Origin of the sequence: Sphingobium sp. EM0848 (assembly GCF_013375555.1) — a bacterium.
GTDB lineage: Bacteria > Pseudomonadota > Alphaproteobacteria > Sphingomonadales > Sphingomonadaceae > Sphingobium.
Genome location: NZ_JABXWB010000001.1, coordinates 1,231,146 through 1,247,682, shown reverse-complemented (window position 1 = coordinate 1,247,682; position 16,537 = coordinate 1,231,146). Strand labels below are relative to the sequence as shown.

At 62.8% G+C, this 16,537-nt stretch carries 14 protein-coding genes; 3 read left to right on the top strand and 11 right to left on the bottom strand.

Going from position 1 to position 16,537, the window contains the following annotated elements; translation table 11 throughout:
• Nucleotides 1-43: 43 nt before the first annotated feature.
• Nucleotides 44-1,111: a PA0069 family radical SAM protein gene (locus HUK73_RS05910; RefSeq protein ID WP_176591064.1), complete on the top strand. Its 1,068-nt coding sequence runs from the start codon at nt 44-46 to the stop codon at nt 1,109-1,111.
• On the opposite strand, the gene dnaE is transcribed toward HUK73_RS05910, so the two are convergent.
• Nucleotides 1,108-4,641 (bottom strand): DNA polymerase III subunit alpha, encoded by a 3,534-nt coding sequence (dnaE, locus tag HUK73_RS05905; RefSeq protein WP_176592838.1) that lies wholly within the window; start codon nt 4,639-4,641, stop codon nt 1,108-1,110. The two genes, HUK73_RS05910 and dnaE, sit on opposite strands and share 4 nt — an antisense overlap.
• Before the next feature lie 144 nt (nt 4,642-4,785).
• On the opposite strand from dnaE, the gene HUK73_RS05900 reads away from it, so the two are divergent.
• The gene (locus HUK73_RS05900; protein ID WP_176591063.1) at nt 4,786-6,597 is read left to right on the top strand and encodes a diguanylate cyclase; all 1,812 of its coding nucleotides are present in this window, start codon (nt 4,786-4,788) and stop codon (nt 6,595-6,597) included.
• Here HUK73_RS05900 and HUK73_RS05895 read toward each other — a convergent pair.
• A complete protein-coding gene (locus tag HUK73_RS05895) occupies nt 6,583-7,272 on the bottom strand; it encodes an ABC transporter ATP-binding protein (RefSeq protein WP_176591062.1) in 690 nt (229 codons plus the stop codon). The two genes, HUK73_RS05900 and HUK73_RS05895, sit on opposite strands and share 15 nt — an antisense overlap.
• A complete protein-coding gene (locus HUK73_RS05890) occupies nt 7,265-8,515 on the bottom strand; it encodes a lipoprotein-releasing ABC transporter permease subunit (RefSeq protein ID WP_176591061.1) in 1,251 nt (416 codons plus the stop codon). Before HUK73_RS05890 ends, HUK73_RS05895 begins: the two co-directional genes overlap by 8 nt.
• 561 nt (nt 8,516-9,076) lie before the next feature.
• On the opposite strand from HUK73_RS05890, the gene HUK73_RS05885 reads away from it, so the two are divergent.
• Nucleotides 9,077-9,544 (top strand): Hsp20 family protein, encoded by a 468-nt coding sequence (locus tag HUK73_RS05885; RefSeq protein WP_176592837.1) that lies wholly within the window; start codon nt 9,077-9,079, stop codon nt 9,542-9,544.
• 62 nt (nt 9,545-9,606) lie between these two features.
• Here HUK73_RS05885 and HUK73_RS05880 read toward each other — a convergent pair whose 3' ends face one another.
• The 8 genes from HUK73_RS05880 to ccmC form a co-directional block, all read right to left on the bottom strand.
• Nucleotides 9,607-11,532 carry a potassium transporter Kup gene (locus HUK73_RS05880; RefSeq protein ID WP_176591060.1) on the bottom strand — a complete coding sequence of 642 codons (1,926 nt, stop codon included), beginning with the start codon at nt 11,530-11,532 and terminating at the stop codon, nt 9,607-9,609.
• Between the two features lie 143 nt (nt 11,533-11,675).
• Nucleotides 11,676-12,311, bottom strand: coding sequence for a cytochrome C biosynthesis protein (locus HUK73_RS05875; protein ID WP_176591059.1), 636 nt, complete (start codon nt 12,309-12,311; stop codon nt 11,676-11,678).
• Nucleotides 12,308-12,715 (bottom strand): cytochrome c-type biogenesis protein, encoded by a 408-nt coding sequence (locus HUK73_RS05870; protein WP_176591058.1) that lies wholly within the window; start codon nt 12,713-12,715, stop codon nt 12,308-12,310. The genes HUK73_RS05875 and HUK73_RS05870 overlap by 4 nt, the downstream gene beginning before the upstream one ends.
• On the bottom strand, nt 12,712-13,239 hold the full coding sequence (locus HUK73_RS05865; RefSeq protein ID WP_176591057.1) for a DsbE family thiol:disulfide interchange protein: 528 nt from the start codon (nt 13,237-13,239) through the stop codon (nt 12,712-12,714). Before HUK73_RS05865 ends, HUK73_RS05870 begins: the two co-directional genes overlap by 4 nt.
• Complete coding sequence (locus HUK73_RS05860; protein WP_176591056.1) at nt 13,236-15,176, bottom strand: heme lyase CcmF/NrfE family subunit; 1,941 nt, start codon at nt 15,174-15,176, stop codon at nt 13,236-13,238. Before HUK73_RS05860 ends, HUK73_RS05865 begins: the two co-directional genes overlap by 4 nt.
• 16 nt (nt 15,177-15,192) lie before the next feature.
• Entirely contained in the window at nt 15,193-15,639 is a 447-nt protein-coding gene (gene ccmE / locus HUK73_RS05855) for a cytochrome c maturation protein CcmE (protein ID WP_176591055.1), read from the bottom strand.
• A gap of 10 nt (nt 15,640-15,649) precedes the next feature.
• The gene (locus tag HUK73_RS26690) at nt 15,650-15,781 is read right to left on the bottom strand and encodes a hypothetical protein (RefSeq protein WP_255326209.1); all 132 of its coding nucleotides are present in this window, start codon (nt 15,779-15,781) and stop codon (nt 15,650-15,652) included.
• Between the two features lie 3 nt (nt 15,782-15,784).
• Complete coding sequence (gene ccmC, locus HUK73_RS05850) at nt 15,785-16,507, bottom strand: heme ABC transporter permease CcmC (RefSeq protein ID WP_176591054.1); 723 nt, start codon at nt 16,505-16,507, stop codon at nt 15,785-15,787.
• Between the last annotated feature and the right edge of the window lie 30 nt (nt 16,508-16,537).

The window sequence follows — 16,537 nt, the reverse complement described above, 5'->3', positions numbered from 1 at the left end:
ATCTCCACTTGTCAACATGTTCTTCTTATGTTCTAATGAGAACATGGCTGTTGAGAAGGGCAGAGGCGCAACGCTGAACGGCGAAAGCCGCCGTTTCAATATGCCTGAGCGGATCGCGGACGGTGACTGGCTGGACGCGCTGGAGGAGGTCGACGGCCTGCCCTCACGACGCCGGACGCAGGTCACGGTCGAACAACCGCGCACGATCATCAGCCGCAACAAATCCCCAGACATTGCCTTCAGCCAATCGATCAACGCCTATCGCGGTTGCGAACATGGCTGCATCTATTGTTTCGCGCGCCCGTCTCACGCCTATCATGACCTGTCGCCCGGTCTTGATTTCGAAACGCGCCTTTTTGCCAAGCCCAATGCCGCAGAATTGCTGAAGGCCGAACTGTCGCGCAAATCCTATATCGTCGCCCCGCTTGCCATGGGCACCAATACGGACCCTTATCAGCCGATCGAGAAGGATTGGAGGATTACCCGGCAATGCCTTGAAATATTGTGGGAATGCCGCCATCCAGCCTATATCACGACCAAGTCGGACCGCATATTGCGGGACATCGATCTCCTCGCCGCCATGGCAGAGAACAGCCTGATATCCGTGATGATTTCCGTCACCAGCCTCAATCCCGCCATTGCCCGAACACTGGAACCGCGCGCCCCCCACCCGCTGCGCCGGCTCGACGCCATTCGCAAGCTCTCCGATGCCGGCGTGCCGGTCGTCGCCAGCCTTTCCCCGATCATCCCGGCCATCACCGATCATGAAATAGAAACCCTTGTCACGCGCGTGGCCGAGGCAGGAGCGCGTGAGGTCAGCTATATCCCGGTCCGCCTGCCCCATGAGGTCGCGCCGCTGTTCCGGGCCTGGCTGGAAGCTCATTATCCGGATCGCACCGCCAAGGTCATGGGGATCATTCATGACATGAGGGGCGGGCGCGACAATGATCCTGATTTCGGTAGCCGCATGCGGGGACAGGGCGTCTGGGCCGATCTTATCCGTGCGCGCTTCCTGAAAGCACGGAAGCGCGCAGGATTAGGGGGTGAACGCCTGACGCTGCGTACCGATCTCTTCCGGCCGCCGCAGGGCGATCAACTGCGCTTGTTTTAACCGACGAGCCGCAATCCCGACCGCCTGTTACGCGCCCGATAACCGTCGGCCTTCGCCTCCATCCGTTCGAAGCGGCCAATGCGCAAGCCCGGGATCAGCACGATGGCATCGACCTGATCCGCGCCGATCAGATAATCGTCGCCCAGAAACAGCCGTGCCGCCCTGCCATTCCCAACGGGCGCGCGAAGGAACACCTCGCTCCGTCCACCCTTGGCACGCGTCAGCAATTGCGCCAGTGCATCGACCGCCGCCGCATCGCTGACATCGACTACCAGTTCCATGCGAGAACTATTGGCCAACTGGCGGAACGGTTCGACCCCGCGAATGGTGACGCGTGGCGTTTCCTCACCGGGCAGGCGGTCCAGTTCCACCATCAGCAGGGCGCACTCACCCTCCCGCGCCATGTCTTCGATAGCCTTGCAGGCGTCCTCATCGAAGCAGCTTGCCTGGAACTGGCCGCTGCTGTCGGAGAAGGTCGCGGCGGCATAGCGCGCGCCACGCTTGGTTTCGCGCCAGCGCACATCTTCGACCATGGCGGCCATTACGCCGTTGGCGCGACCACCCTCGGCCACTGGCTCGGCGCAGATCGCACCATAGCTTTTGGCCCCCCGAGCTTCGGCCAGATGGCGGTAACGATCCACCGGATGGGCCGAGAAATAAAAGCCGAAGGCGTCCTTTTCCTGCGCCATCCGGTCCGCAGTCGACCATGTCTGATGCGGCGGGATGCGAACATCGGCATGGGGCGTCTCTACGTCGCCAAACAGGCCACCCTGCCCACTTTCCCGCGCCTCGGCCGCGCTCGACGCCACGCTCAATATTGTCTCGGCGGCGGCATGCACGCCTGCCCGGTCGGCATGAACCCCGTCAAAGGCACCCGCCGCCGCCAGACTCTCCAGTTGCCGCCGGTTCAGCAGGCGCGGCTCGATCCGGTCGGCAAAATCGTCCAGCGATTTGAACAGTCCGCCAACATCGCGCTCCGCGACGAGTTGCTCCATCGCTTTTTCACCCACGCCCTTCAGGCCGCCCAGTGCATAGCGCACGGCAAAGCCCAGACGCGGATCGTCCCCCTCAAACTCGACTGCCTCGACCGAGAAATCCGCCAGACTGCGATTGATGTCCGGCGCCAGACAGCCAAGCCCCATGCGCCGCATATCGTCGACGAACACAGTGAGCTTGTCGGTCAGATGGATATCATAGGCCATGGACGCGGCGTAGAATTCCGCCGGATAATGGGCCTTCAGCCACGCTGTCTGATAAGCGAGCAACGCATAAGCAGCAGCGTGGCTCTTGTTGAAGCCATAGCCCGCGAACTTGTCGATCAAATCGAACAGCTCGTTCGCCTTGCCTGCGGCGATATCGCTTTTGGCGCAGCCTTCGACGAAACGCGCGCGCTGGGCGTCCATTTCCGCCTTGATCTTCTTGCCCATGGCGCGGCGCAGAAGGTCTGCGTCGCCCAGCGAATAGCCCGCCAATATCTGCGCGGCCTGCATCACCTGTTCCTGATAGACGAAGATGCCGTAGGTTTCTTCGAGGATCGGTTTCAGAAGAATATGAGGATATTCAATATCTTCCTGACCATTCTTACGACGCCCGAACATCGGGATATTGTCCATCGGACCGGGCCGATAGAGCGACACCAGCGCGATGATGTCCCCGAAATTGGTCGGACGCACGGCCGCCAGCGTCTTGCGCATGCCTTCGGATTCGAGCTGGAACACGCCCACCGTATCGCCGCGCTGGAGCAACTCATAAACCGCCGGATCGTCCCAGCTCAGGCTGTTGAGATCGATCTCCACGGCCCGCCCGGCGAGCAACTGTACGGCCTTTTGCAACACCGACAGGGTTTTGAGGCCCAGAAAGTCGAACTTCACCAGTCCCGCGCCCTCGACATATTTCATGTCGAACTGCGTCACCGGCATGTCGGAACGCGGGTCGCGATAGAGCGGCACCAGTTGCGACAAGGGCCGGTCCCCGATTACCACGCCCGCAGCATGGGTCGAACTGTGACGCGGGAAGCCCTCCAGCTTCATCGCATAGTCGATGAGGCGCTTTACCTGCCCGTCATTGTCATATTCCGCCCGGAATTCCGCCACGCCATTCAGGGAACGTTCCAGCGTCCAGGGATCGGTCGGGTGGTTGGGCACCAGCTTGGCGAGGCGGTCGACCTGGCCATAGCTCATCTGGAGGACGCGGCCCGTGTCCTTGAGAACGGCGCGGGCCTTCAGCTTACCGAAGGTGATGATCTGCGCGACATGGTCCGACCCATATTTCTGCTGGACGTAGCGGATCACTTCCCCGCGCCGGGTTTCGCAGAAGTCGATATCGAAGTCCGGCATCGACACGCGTTCCGGATTGAGGAAGCGTTCGAACAGCAGGCCCAGTTCCAGCGGGTCGAGATCGGTGATCGTCAGCGCCCAGGCGACGACCGATCCCGCGCCTGAACCGCGGCCCGGCCCTACCGGAATATCCTGCTCCTTCGCCCATTTGATGAAGTCGGCAACGATCAGGAAATAGCCGGGAAAGCCCATCTGGATGATGATGTCCGTCTCGAACTTCAGCCGGTCCAAATAGGGTTGGCGCGCCTCCTCCCCGGTGATGCCCGCTTTGGCCAGCCGCGCTTCCAGCCCCTCGGCTGCCTGCTCGCGCAGCATCTTCGCCTCGCCCTCGATATCACCGGCAAGGCTGGGGAGGATCGGCTTGCGCTTGGGCGCCGCCACGGCACAGCGCTGCGCCACGACCAGCGTGTTCGCCAGCGCTTCGGGCAGATCGTCGAACAGCCGCTTCATTTCCGCCGCCGGCTTCATCCAGGCATCGGGCGAACTGGTGCGACGGTCGGGCGTCTCCACATAGGCACTGTCGGCGATGCACAGCATCACGTCATGCGCTTCATGGAAATGCGGTTCGGCAAAGCAGGTCGGATTGGTCGCCACCAATGGCAGGTCGCGCGCATGGGCAAGGTCGAGAAGTTCCGGCTCCGCTTTCCCTTCGACCGGATCGAGGCGGCGGCAGATTTCAACATAAAGCCGTCCCGGGAACAGCGCCTCCAGCCGGTCGGCATAGGCTGAAGCGGCGGCAGGCTGATCCTCGGCAAAGAGCCGGGCCAACGCTCCCTCTCCGCCCGCCGTCAGCGCAATCAAGCCGTCCGTGCGCCCCTCCAGCGTCTCCAGACTGATATGGGGCACTTCCTCGACCGGGCGCTCCAGATGCGCCATCGAAACGAGCGCGCAGAGATTGTCATAGCCGGTTGCATCCTGCGCATAGAGCGCGATCCAGTCATGGACGGGCGCGGCATTGGCCGGTCGGCCGGGCCGGGATATGCCGATCATGGCGCCGATGATCGGCTGCACCCCCTCCCCCTTGCAGGCGTCGGAAAAAGCCATGGAGCCATAGAGGCCGTTGCGGTCTGTGATCGCCGCTGCCGGAAAGCCCAGGGCCTTGGCCTGTTTGGCGATCTTCTTGGGGTCTATCGCTCCTTCCAGCATGGTAAAGGATGAAAAGACGCGGAGGGGAACGAAACCGGCATGAGGCATGAGTGGCAATCTAGGCGCTCGCCCCGATTCGGCGCCAGCCCTCTCCTCAAGAAAGTCGTGGGTAAATTAACGGCGGCGTGGAAGAAACTCCCGAACCAACCGATGGTTAACTCATAGCCAAGATTTGGGGGCTAAAAGCGGGTCATGCGTTTATCCACGATCACCAACTGGGCCTATGGCGCCACCGTAATCCTGACGCTGGCGTCAGGCACAGTCATGCTGATGGCGTCCGGCGCCGAACAGCGGGAGCGCGCCGCCGTCGAGCAGCGGGCCGCCTTCGACCAGATGACCGCCACGCTGGAGGAAGACACCTTCCGCCAGAGCGAACAGGCGCGCAGCTTTGCGATCACCGGAGATCCCACGCACGTCATCGCCTATCGCCGGGAACGAGCCGAAGAGCGTTCGGTCGAACAGCGCGTGGCCCATGTCCGGGATGCCGGCGCCAATCTCAGCGAACTGGCGGCGCTGAAGCAGGCGTTGCACTGGGCCGACGCGCTGGCCGACGAGCAGGAAGCCGCCATCAAGGCCGCGGAAAAGGGCGATGGGGAAACCGCGCGCCGGATATTGTTCGGCGATGAATATGGCCGTGAACTGGATCGCATCGGCTCGCAAATCGGCAAGTTCCAATATATGCTGGACCAGCGAACGGAAACCGCCGTCCGGCAGGCGACCGATACCGCCCGGCAATGGCGCTTCATGTCCGAACTCATGCTGGGCGCGACGGCGCTGCTGTTCCTGTGCGTGCTGTATTTCATCCTGAAGCAGCGGATATTGCGGCCGGTGGTGCGGTTGAGCGATGTGGTGACGCGGCTGGCGGCGCAGGACTTCGCGGCGATCCCGCCTGAACTCCCACAGGTCGACGAGATTGGCGACATGGCGCAGGCTGTGCGCATTTTCCGTGAAAATGGGCTGGAGCGGCAGCGGTTGGAGCAGGAGCGCGACGCAGACCGCATAACCCGCGACCAGCTTTCGCGCATGACGCAGCGTTTGCAGGGTTGCGACAGCATCGGTGATCTGGTCGAAGTGGTCGGCCGCTTTGCGCCGGAAATCGCGCCGGGTTTTGCGGGGCGCCTCTACATTCAGGACATGCGTCGCAATGCCATGGTTCAGGCCTGCGCCTGGCTTGAACCGCACCAGTCGCAGGGTCATGAATTTGCGCCTTCCGCCTGCTGGGCGCTGCGTCGGGGGCAGACCCATAAGCCCACGGGTGAACTGATCGACATCCCCTGTGAACATCTCGGCGGCGAAGTGGCCATCGCCACCATCTGCATCCCACTGACGGCGCAGGGCGAGAGTATCGGCTTGCTCTATTTCGAGCAGCCCGAGGGTGTGACCGCCGATCAGATCAGCCGCACGGAAAAATATCTGGAGATGCTGGCGGAAAATATCGGCCTTGCGCTCTCCAATCTGCGCTTGCGGGACGTGCTGCGGCAGATGGCGATGGCCGATCCGCTGACGGGCCTCGCCAACCGCCGCCTTTTCGATGCCGTGTTCAAGGAACAGATTGCTTCAGCGGAAGGCCGGAATGAACCGATGGCTTGCCTGATGGTCGACATCGACCATTTCAAGCGCTTCAACGACGATCATGGTCATGATGCGGGTGATGCGGTGCTGAAGGCTGTGGGCGCCGTGCTGAATGAAGCGCTGCGCGAAAAGGATTGCGCCTTCCGCCTGGGCGGCGAGGAATTCGTCCTTCTCATGCCCGGATTCACGCTGGACCAGGCGCTGGATCGCGCGCGGACAGTGCAGCAGAAGGTGCAGGATTTGCGCGTCGAACATCGGGGTGAGGAATTGGGGCTGATCACCGCTTCCTTCGGGCTCGCCGCCTTCCCCGATCACGGCCGCGCCGAGACGCTGCTGCGAACCGCCGACGCGGCGTTGCTTCGCGCCAAAAGTCAGGGCCGCGACCGGATCGTCACCGCGACGGTCCGGGATGCGGCCTCACATGTGGCCTGAACCATCTTCCAGCAGGCCTTCGTGAAGACGGACCACACGGTCCATCTTCTCGGCCAGCCGTTCATTATGGGTCGCGACCAGTGCGGCCGACCCCTCCTCCCGCACCAGCCGGAGGAATTCGGCCAGCACGATATCGGCAGTCCGCTCGTCCAGATTGCCGGTCGGCTCGTCCGCCAGCACCAGAGCAGGCCGGTTGGCGAGCGCGCGGGCCACGGCCACGCGCTGTTGCTCGCCGCCCGATAGCTGGCTCGGTCGATGTTCCAGGCGATGGCCAAGGCCCAGCGATCCCAACAGGGATTCCGCGCGGACGCGGGCTGTCCCCATATCCACGTCGCGAATGACCTGCGGCAGCACGACATTTTCCATGGCGTTGAAGTCCGGCAGCAAATGATGGAATTGATAGACGAAGCCCAGCGCATCGCGACGCAGCCGGGTCCGCCCGTCATTGTCTAGCTTCGCCGCTTCTTCTCCACCGATGCGGATCGACCCGTCGAAGCCGCCTTCGAGCAGACCCACCGCCTGAAGCAGGGTCGACTTGCCCGATCCCGATGGCCCCAGCAGCGCCACGATTTCCCCCGTTCCGACCGAAAGGTCAACGCCGCGCAGCACCTCGATGGTGACGCCGCCCTGGGTGAAGCTGCGCTTGAGGCCGCTGACCTTCAATATGTCATTCATAGCGCAGCACCTGAACAGGATCGGTATTGGCGGCCTTGAACGCCGGGTAGAGTGTGGCGAGGAAGCTGAAAATCAGCGCCATCAGGCAGATGATGGCGATCTCCACCGGATCGGGCTTGGCCGGCAATTCGGTCAGGAAGCGGATCGAAGGATCCCAGAGATTCTGCCCGGTGAGGAACTGGATCGCATTCACCACGCTCTGCCGGAAGAAGAGGAAGGTGAAGCCCAGAACCATGCCCGCCGCCATGCCCAGCGTGCCGATGGTGACGCCCACGGTCATGAAAATCTTGACCAGCCCGATCCGGCTCGCACCCATGGTGCGCAATATGGCGATGTCCCGCGTCTTGGCGCGCACCAGCATGATGAGCGATGAGAGGATGTTGAACACTGCGACCAGCACGATGATCGACAGGACCACGAACATCGCGACCCGTTCTACCGCCAGCGCCTCGAACAGGGACGCGTTCATCTGGCGCCAATCCGTGACGACCGCGCGACCAGCCACCTTCCCCGCCAGCGGTTCCAATATTGCGCCGACCTGATCGGCATTGACCGTCTGGACCTCGATCATGCCGACCACATCGCCCAGCAGCAGCAGGGTCTGGGCATCCTCCATCGGCATGACGACGAAAGCCTTGTCATAGTCGTAGATGCCGACTTCGAAGATCGCGGCGACCTGATAGGATACCTGACGGGGCACCGTGCCGAAGGGCGTGGATCGACCCGCAGGATTGATGATGGTGATGCTGTCACCCATCTGGATGCCCAGATTTTCCGCCAGCCGCGACCCGATCGCGACCTTGCCGCTATTGGGTGTCAGTGCGTTGAGGCTCCCCGCAACAACCTTGGCCTTGAGCGTTGCATTGTTCCGGATGTCGTTCACGGTCATGCCGCGGACCAGCACCGCCTCGACCCGGCCCTGAAAGCTGCCAAGCAAGGGCTGCTCGATCAGCGGCGTGGCGCTGGTGACGCCCGGTGTCGCCTTCGCTTCCTTCAGCACCGCCTTCCAGTCCGGCAGACGCCCACCATAGCCCTGAACCACGGCATGACCGTTGAGGCCGACGATCTTGTCGAAAAGCTCGGCGCGAAAGCCGTTCATCACGCTCATGACGATGATGAGCGCAGCGACGCCCAGCATCACCGCGACCAGGCTGATCCCGGCGACGAGGAAGATGAATCCCTCCCCTTTGCCGGGCAGCAAATATCGCTTGGCGATCATGCGTTCGTATCGGGATAGAATCATGACGGCGCGGAACGGCCTCTTGATGGGGACATGGCTTGTCCGTCTAGCATGCTCTGGACCTACGGCAAGCGCTGCCGGATTGTTGCACGGACGCCACAGCCTGTTGGGGAAAATCACGGCGCGCCGAAATAGCCCGTGACAGCCGCCTGCGCAGCCCATAGCACAGGCTTCGAAGCACAGGTAAATGGCCGTGGTTCAGGGATACTGCATCCCGCTTCGAGCTTAGGGGGCTAAGAAGCGGTTGAGGCAGGCCAAGGGGGAGACGAGTAATCGTCCATTAGTACCCGGGTCGTGAAAAACACGGCCCGGGTACTTTTCTTTTGCATTGCATCAGATCGGTCGATGCCCTCCAGAGATAGTCAATCAAGGCGTTTCGTCCATGACGCCACGCGCGGACGGCTTCCGTATCGTGCGCCGCAAATCGCTTTCCCCGTCTTGAAACCGCCTGGCGTCAAACCATATCCCCATTGTCCGGCCGCCTTTCGGGGCCGGGCAGCGTTCCGCCGGATGCCAGTATTTGGGTCCGGCAAGATCATTTTGCTCTTTGGAGAGATTATGACAATGCGTGGTTTTGACCTGACACCCTATCGCCGCTCGACCGTGGGCTTCGACCGTCTGTTCGACCTCATCGAAAATAATGCGCGGTTGCAGCAGGGCGATAATTATCCCCCTTTCAATATCGAACGGCTTTCCGAAGATCGCTATCGCGTCACGCTCGCCGTAGCGGGTTTCCGCACCGATGAGATCGAGATCACCGCCCAGCAGAACCTGCTCCAGGTGACGGGCCGGAAGGAAGAATCGTCAGGCGGCGACCGCTCGCGCTTCCTGCATGTCGGCATCGCCAACCGCAGCTTCGAGCGCCGCTTCGAACTGGCCGATTTCGTTCGGGTCGAGAAGGCCGATCTGGCGGACGGCCTGTTGATCATCGAACTGGTGCGCGAAATCCCCGAAGTGATGAAGCCCAAGAAGATTGCCATCAATGGCGGTCAACTGGTCGATATCAGCGGCAAGGACCGCGACGCGGCCTGATCCACCCCGTCTGTCCCGAACAAGAGGGCGCGGCAATCACGCCGCGCCCTTTTTCATTGCGTTCAGATTTCGACCTGACTGCCCAGTTCGACCACGCGGTTCGTCGGCAGGCGGAAAAATTCCATCGCGCTTTCCGCATTGCGCAGCATCCAGGCGAAGATCTTCTCGCGCCAGAGCGGCATGCCCGGCTTGGCCGAGGGCAGCAACGTCTGCCGCGCCAGAAAGAAACTGGTGTCCATCATCTTGAACGCCTGTCCACAGCCGGTGATGTTCTTGAGCGCGGCAGGCACATCGGGTTCCTGCATGAAGCCATATTGCAGGACCAGGCGGAAGAACCCCCGTCCCAGATCCTCCAGCCTGCACCGGCCGTCATCCTCTACGACGGGAACATCCTTGATCTTCACGGTCAGCAGGATGACCCGCTCATGCAGCACCTTGTTGTGCTTGAGATTATGCAGCAGCGCATGCGGCACGCCATCGGGCGTCGACGTCATGAACACGGCTGTCCCCGGCACGCGGACGGCGCTGTTGGCCGCGGACGCCACGAAGACCGGGATCGGCATAGCCGCTTCGCGCAGGCGGTCCTGTACCAGCCGACGCCCGCGTGACCATGTCGTCAACAGCGTGAAAATGACGAAGCCGATCAGCAGCGGGAACCATCCACCCGCAGGCACCTTGGTCAGATTTGCCGCCAGATAGGCGCCATCGACCAAGAAGAGTACCGCCAGCAGCGGAGCCGAATAATACCAGCGCCATTTCCACAAGCGATAAAGCACGACTGTCAGCAGCACATTGTCGATGAACATCGCGCCCGTGACCGCGATGCCATAAGCCGCCGTCAGGTTCGAGGAAGTCTGGAACACCAGCACCAGCAGGATGACCATGACCATCAACCCCCAGTTGATGAGGGGGATGTAAATCTGTCCCGCTGTCGACGCGCTGGTATGGGCAATGCGCAGGCGCGGCATGAAGCCGAGCTGGATTGCCTGTTGGGTGACGGAGAAAGCACCCGAAATCACGGCCTGGCTGGCGATGATCGCCGCCAGCGTGGCAAGGCCGACCAGCGGCAGCTGTGCCCATTGCGGCGCCAGATAGTAGAAGGGGCTGTGCAGCGCCGCCGAACCTTCGCGGAACAGCAGCGCGCCCTGCCCCATATAATTCATCATCAATGCGGGCAGGACGAAGGCAAGCCAGGACACCCGGATCGGATTGCGGCCGAAATGCCCCATATCGGCATAGAGCGCTTCCGCCCCTGTCACCGCCAGCACGACCGCGCCCAGCGCCAGAAAGGCGGGCAGCGGATCGGTGACGAAGAACATGAACGCCCAATAGGGATTGAACGCGTGGAGGATGCCCGGCGTCTTGACGATGCTGATGATGCCCAGCACGGCGATGGTCAGGAAATAGAAGAGCATGATCGGGCCGAAGAGCGAGGCGACGCGATTCGTCCCCAGCCCCTGGATCCAGAACAGCCCCAGCAGGATCATCACCGCCGCCGGCAGGATCAACGGCGCCAGCGAAGAATGATAGACGGCAAGGCCCTCCACCGCCGAAAGCACGGACACGGCCGGGGTGATCATCGAGTCGCCGTAGAAAAGCGAAGTCGCGAACACACCCAGCAGGATGATGCCACGCGACCATCGCTGGGTCTTGGTCTGGCCGTTGATGAGCGCCAGCAGGGCCAGGCTGCCGCCCTCCCCCTTATTGTCGGCGCGCATGATGATGGTGACATATTTCAGCGTCACCACCAGCATCATTGACCAGAACATCAGGCTGATGACGCCCAATATATGATCGGGGTCGAGGTCGAGATGATGATGACCGGCAAAGGTTTCGCGAAAGGCATAAAGCGGGCTGGTGCCGATGTCGCCGAATACGATCCCGATGGCGCCGACCACCAGCTTCAGGGTCGCCTTCTGCCCGGAATGGCCATGATCATGGGCGCTGTCGTCTGTATCCACGGCGCCGGTGGTGGTCGCGTCAGCCATGGAGAAAATGCCGAATTGTCATGATCTTTGGACACCCGAACGGGGAAGCGGCCCGTCTTGTCATTCCATAAGCCCCCGCAAACCGCCGCGCCCTATCATGGCTCCAGGGTCTAGGCAATGTGCCGCCGCGGCTTTGATCATCCCTACGGGCTTTGAGATCCCAGCATCGCGTCGATACGCGCGATATTGCCTTCCAGTTCCTTCCGGATTTCGCTGCCTTCGGGCGCGCTGGCGGCAAGCGGCGCCCACAATGTGCGAGCTTCCTTCAACTGTCCTGCACGCGCCAACGCCAGGCCATAGAAATAACGGGGCGCCGGGCCTTGCGGATCGATCGCCAAGGCCCGCCGATAGGCAAAGTCCGCCGCGGGCGACAGCACGCCGTTCGCATGTGCGACCAGCGCATTGCCGAAGCCGAGCCACAAATTGGGGTCGTCCGGCGTTTCCCGCAGCCCCGAAAGCAGCACATTGGCCGCTTCCTTCGTCTTGCCCTGCCGTCCCAGGCCGTCAGAGAGCAGCAGCCACTGGCCTGCCTTGCCATAGCGCTCCGCCATCCCGCGCCGTTGCTCGGCCAGTTTCTCGTCAAAGGCTGCGCCGCCCTTTTCCTCCGCCTGCCGAGGCGCGCCGGTTAGGCCGGGTCGCCCCTGCCACGCATAGCCCGCAAGGCCGAGCAGCAGAGCCGCCGCCGTGATTTCCCAGGCCGAACGCGGAATCCGACCCACCGCCATGATCGCAGCCAGAGTCCCCATCGCCAGAGTGGCCGCGATAATCCATCCCGTCATGGCCGCCTCCGTTTAATTCGGCCGCGCAGGATCAGCAGCCCCAGCCCCAGAAACAGCAACGGCGCGGCCCAGAGCGGCCAGAGGATCGGCTCCGCCGTCGGTTCGTAGCTCACCCAGTCGCCATAGCGCTCGATCAGCCAGGCACGGATATGCTCGGGCTGCTCGCCCGCCATGATGCGTTCGCGAATTTGCGAGCGGAGATCACCCGCCATGCTGGCATTGCTGTCGGCAATCGACTGGCTCTGGCACGTGAGGCAGCGGATCGTCTCCATCAGCGTCCGGGCCTTCTTTTCCAGCGCGGCGTCGGCGATCTGGCGATCGGCATAGGGCGCGGGCGGCAGGGCGGACTGCGCAAAGGCGGGGGCACTCAGCATCAGTGCCAGCAAGGCCAGCAGCACCCTCATTGCGCGCTCCTCAACCGGTCGAGGATCATCGGCACATCGTCCGCGCGGATATCGCCCACATGCTGGTAAGCGATCCGGCCCTGCCCATCGATGACGAAGCTCTCCGGCACCCCGGAGGACCCCAGCGCGATCTGCACTTCGCTCCGCGCATCGAGGCCGATGCGGGCATAGGGATTGCCATAACGCTTGAGGAAGGCGTCGACATCAGGCCGGGCATCGCGAATGGCGATGGCATCGATCTCCACCCCGGCCTGCTTGAGCGCCATGAGTTGCGGCGCTTCGGCGGCACAGGGTACACACCAGCTGGCGAAGATGTTGAGCAGGCGCGGCTTGCCGGTGGCGAGCTGCGTATTGGCCAGCGGTGGCCGGTCGCTGGCGGCGGGTGGCAGGGCGAAGGCCGGGAGCGACTTGCCCACCAGCTTCGAGGTTATGATCCGATCATCAGGATGCAGCAGCCCGCTCGCGAACAGTCCGAAAAAGCCCAGAAACAGGAGCAGCGGCAGCCAGATCAGCAGCTTCCTCATGCGAAAGCCTCCTCGGCCTTTCTTGCGCGCCATTTGAGCAGCCACCCGCGCCGCTCGCGCCCGATCAGCGCCATGGCTCCACCCAGCGCGATCAGGAACCCCCCGAACCAGATCAGCGTTACAAAGGGCTTCCACCAGATGCGGAGCTGCCAGCGGCCTGCATCCGCCTCCTGACCCAGCACCACATAAAGCTGGCCATTCCAGCGCGTCAGCAACGCGGCCTCCGTCGTCGTGGTCGGCGGCGAGGCGAAGAAGCGCGACTGCGGATGCATCAGGACTGGCTCGCCGCCGCCCCGGCTCGCTTCCATATCGGCCTGAAGCGCGGTCCAGTTATCACCGGCAACCGGCAGTATCTGTTTGAAGCGAAGCGTCCAGCCCGCCGTCTCCACCACGTCGCCGGGCCGTGCGGCCACCAGCTTCTCCACCGTGAAGGCCGAGTCGCAGGCCATCCCCGCCAGGCTGACCGCGCAGCCCAGATGCGCGATCACCATGCCCCAGGTGAAGAGCGGTGTCCGGCGCAGATTACGCTTCCAAAGCGGCGCCACGCTCCCAACCGCGACCGCCAGCGCTATCACCAGCCCAAGGAAGGGCAGGATACCGATCGTCCCCCAGGCGAGTATGGCGAGAGAAACGAGCACGATCGTTCCGACGGCCAGCGGAACCGCGATCCGCCGGGTCACTTCCCGCATCCGGTCCCGCCGCCAGCGAGTGAGCGGTCCAAGGATCATCACGATCATCAGTGTCAGCGCGATAGGCCCGGCAATCCGGTCGAAATAAGGCGCGCCCACCGATACCTTATGTCCGAAAGCCTCGGTCATCAGCGGATAAAGCGTTCCGATCAGCACCAGCCCCAATATCACCGAGAGCAGCAGATTGTTGACGACCAGCATGGTTTCCCGGCTGACCAGTTCGAAGGGCGCGCCTTCGCGTACCGCGCCCACCCGCCAGCCGAACAGGGCCAGCGCTCCGCCGATATAGATGCCGAGCAGCGCGAGAATGAACGTGCCGCGCTGTGGATCGACGGCGAAGGCGTGCACGCTGGTCAGGATGCCGGAGCGGACAAGGAACGTCCCCACCATCGACATCGAAAAGGCAATCACGGCCAACATCACCGTCCAGGCGCGCAATGCATCCCGTGTCGCCAGCACGGTCACGCTATGCAGCAGGGCCGTCGCGGCCAGCCAGGGCATGAGCGAGGCATTCTCCACCGGGTCCCAGAACCACCAGCCGCCCCAGCCCAATTCATAATAGGCCCAATAGCTGCCTGCCGTGATGCCCAGCGTCAGCAATATCCACGCCCCCAACACCCAGGGGCGCATGGCGCGAGCGAAGGCGGCGTCGACCTGCCGGGTCAGCAACGCGCCCACGGCGAAGGAAAAAGCGACGGAAAGCCCGACATAGCCAAGGTAAAGCGTCGGCGGATGAAAGGCGAGGCCGGGGTCCTGCAACAGTGGGTTCAGCCCCTGTCCGTCGGCCGGGGGCGGATCGATCCGCGCAAAGGGATTGGAGGCGAAAAGCAGGAAGGCGTAGAAGCCCAGGCTGATCGCCGCCTGCCCGCCCAGCGTCGCCATATGCGTCTCTCGCCGCAGCGCCCGCTCGAACAGGGCGACGGCTGCTCCCGCGACACCCATCACCGTTACCCAGAGTAGCATCGAGCCTTCATGATTGCCCCAGGTGCCGGCGAATTTGTAAAGCCAGGGTTTCATCGAATGGCTGTTGGTAGCGACCAGCAGAACCGACATGTCGGATCGCAGGAACAGCGTGATCAGCAACGCAAAGGCAATCGCCGTCAGCACGCCCTGCGCTACCGCGACAGGTCGGACGGCACCCAGCAGTTCGCTTTTACCGCCTGCCAGGCCGATCGCCGCCAGCGCAAGCTGAAGCAGCGCCAAAGATGCAGCAAGCCACAGCGCGGCCAGACCAGCCTCAGCAATCATCCGCGCAGTTCCCCGCTCACTGTTCCGCCTTCATCTTGTGGGTCTTTTCGTCATATTGCATGCCCTGCAATTCGCGCGGCATGTAGCGCTCGTCATGCTTGGCCAGCAGATTGGTGGCCTGGAACGTGCCGTTCCGTTCGAACGCGCCTTCAGCCACGACGCCTGATCCTTCACGGAAGAGATCGGGCGTGATGCCCTTGAAACTGGCCGGAACCGTGGCCTTGCCGTCCGTGACGTCGAAATGGATGGTGACGCCGTCCTGCGCCTTTTTAAGGCTGCCCTTGACCACCATGCCGCCCAGCCGGATTGCCTTGCCCGGCTCGACGCCCTTTGTCTTGACGTCATTGGGCGTATAGAAATAGGCGGCCTCGTCCTTAAGCGCGGACGCCGCCAGCAGCCCCGCCGCGACCAGCGCGACGAGCGCCACGACCGCAAGGATCAATCGCTGATGCTTTGCCTTCATGATTGGACCTTCACGACCTGTCCGTCAGTTGCTGCGCCCCGGCTTCAGCGTCGCGCATCGCCCGCCAGCTCAGCAGGCTGATGAGGCCGGTTCCCAAAAAGGTCAGCGCATAGGCGCCGATCACGAAAGCCCACTGATTCATCCCTCACCCCCGCGCCAGACGCTGCATCCGCGCTTCGATCTTGTTCTGCGCCAGAATGGCGCGCATGCGCATCAACACGATCGCGGCGAAAAGCAAGGTGAATCCGATCAGCGTGAAACCAAGCGGCCAGAGCAGTGCGCTATCGATGCTCGATCCGCGGAGCGTGATGCTGGGTCCCTGGTGCAGGCTGTTCCACCAGACGACCGACCGATTGATGATGGGCAGGTTGATCGCGCCGACCAGTCCGAAAATGGCGGTCACGGGGCTGACCCCGCCATTGCCCTGCCGCGCGCTGGCATTGGCGAGCGCGATGTAGCCAAGGTACAGGAAGAAGAGTATCAGCATGGATGTCATGCGCCCATCCCACTCCCACCAGGTTCCCCAGGTGGGCCGTCCCCAGATCGACCCGGTGATAAGGCAGATGGCCGTGAAGAAAGCGCCGGGCATGGCAATCGCGCGACCGGCCACGGCGGCAAGAGGATGGCGCCAGACAAGCTGCATCAGCGCGGCCACGGCAATCCCGGTCCAGCCGCCCATGCCCAGCCAGGCCGCAGGCACATGAATATAGAGAATGCGCACCGTATCGCCCTGAAGATAATCAGCCGGGGTCACGAACAGGCCGCAACCGGCCCCGATCAGCAGCAGGGCAAGTCCGGGCCAGAACAGCCAGACCGTCATCGGTCGGGCAATTTTGAGGAAGCGTGCAGGATTGGCGAAGCGATGCATGGGAAAGGCTATTAGCTTTCCAAATGCCGC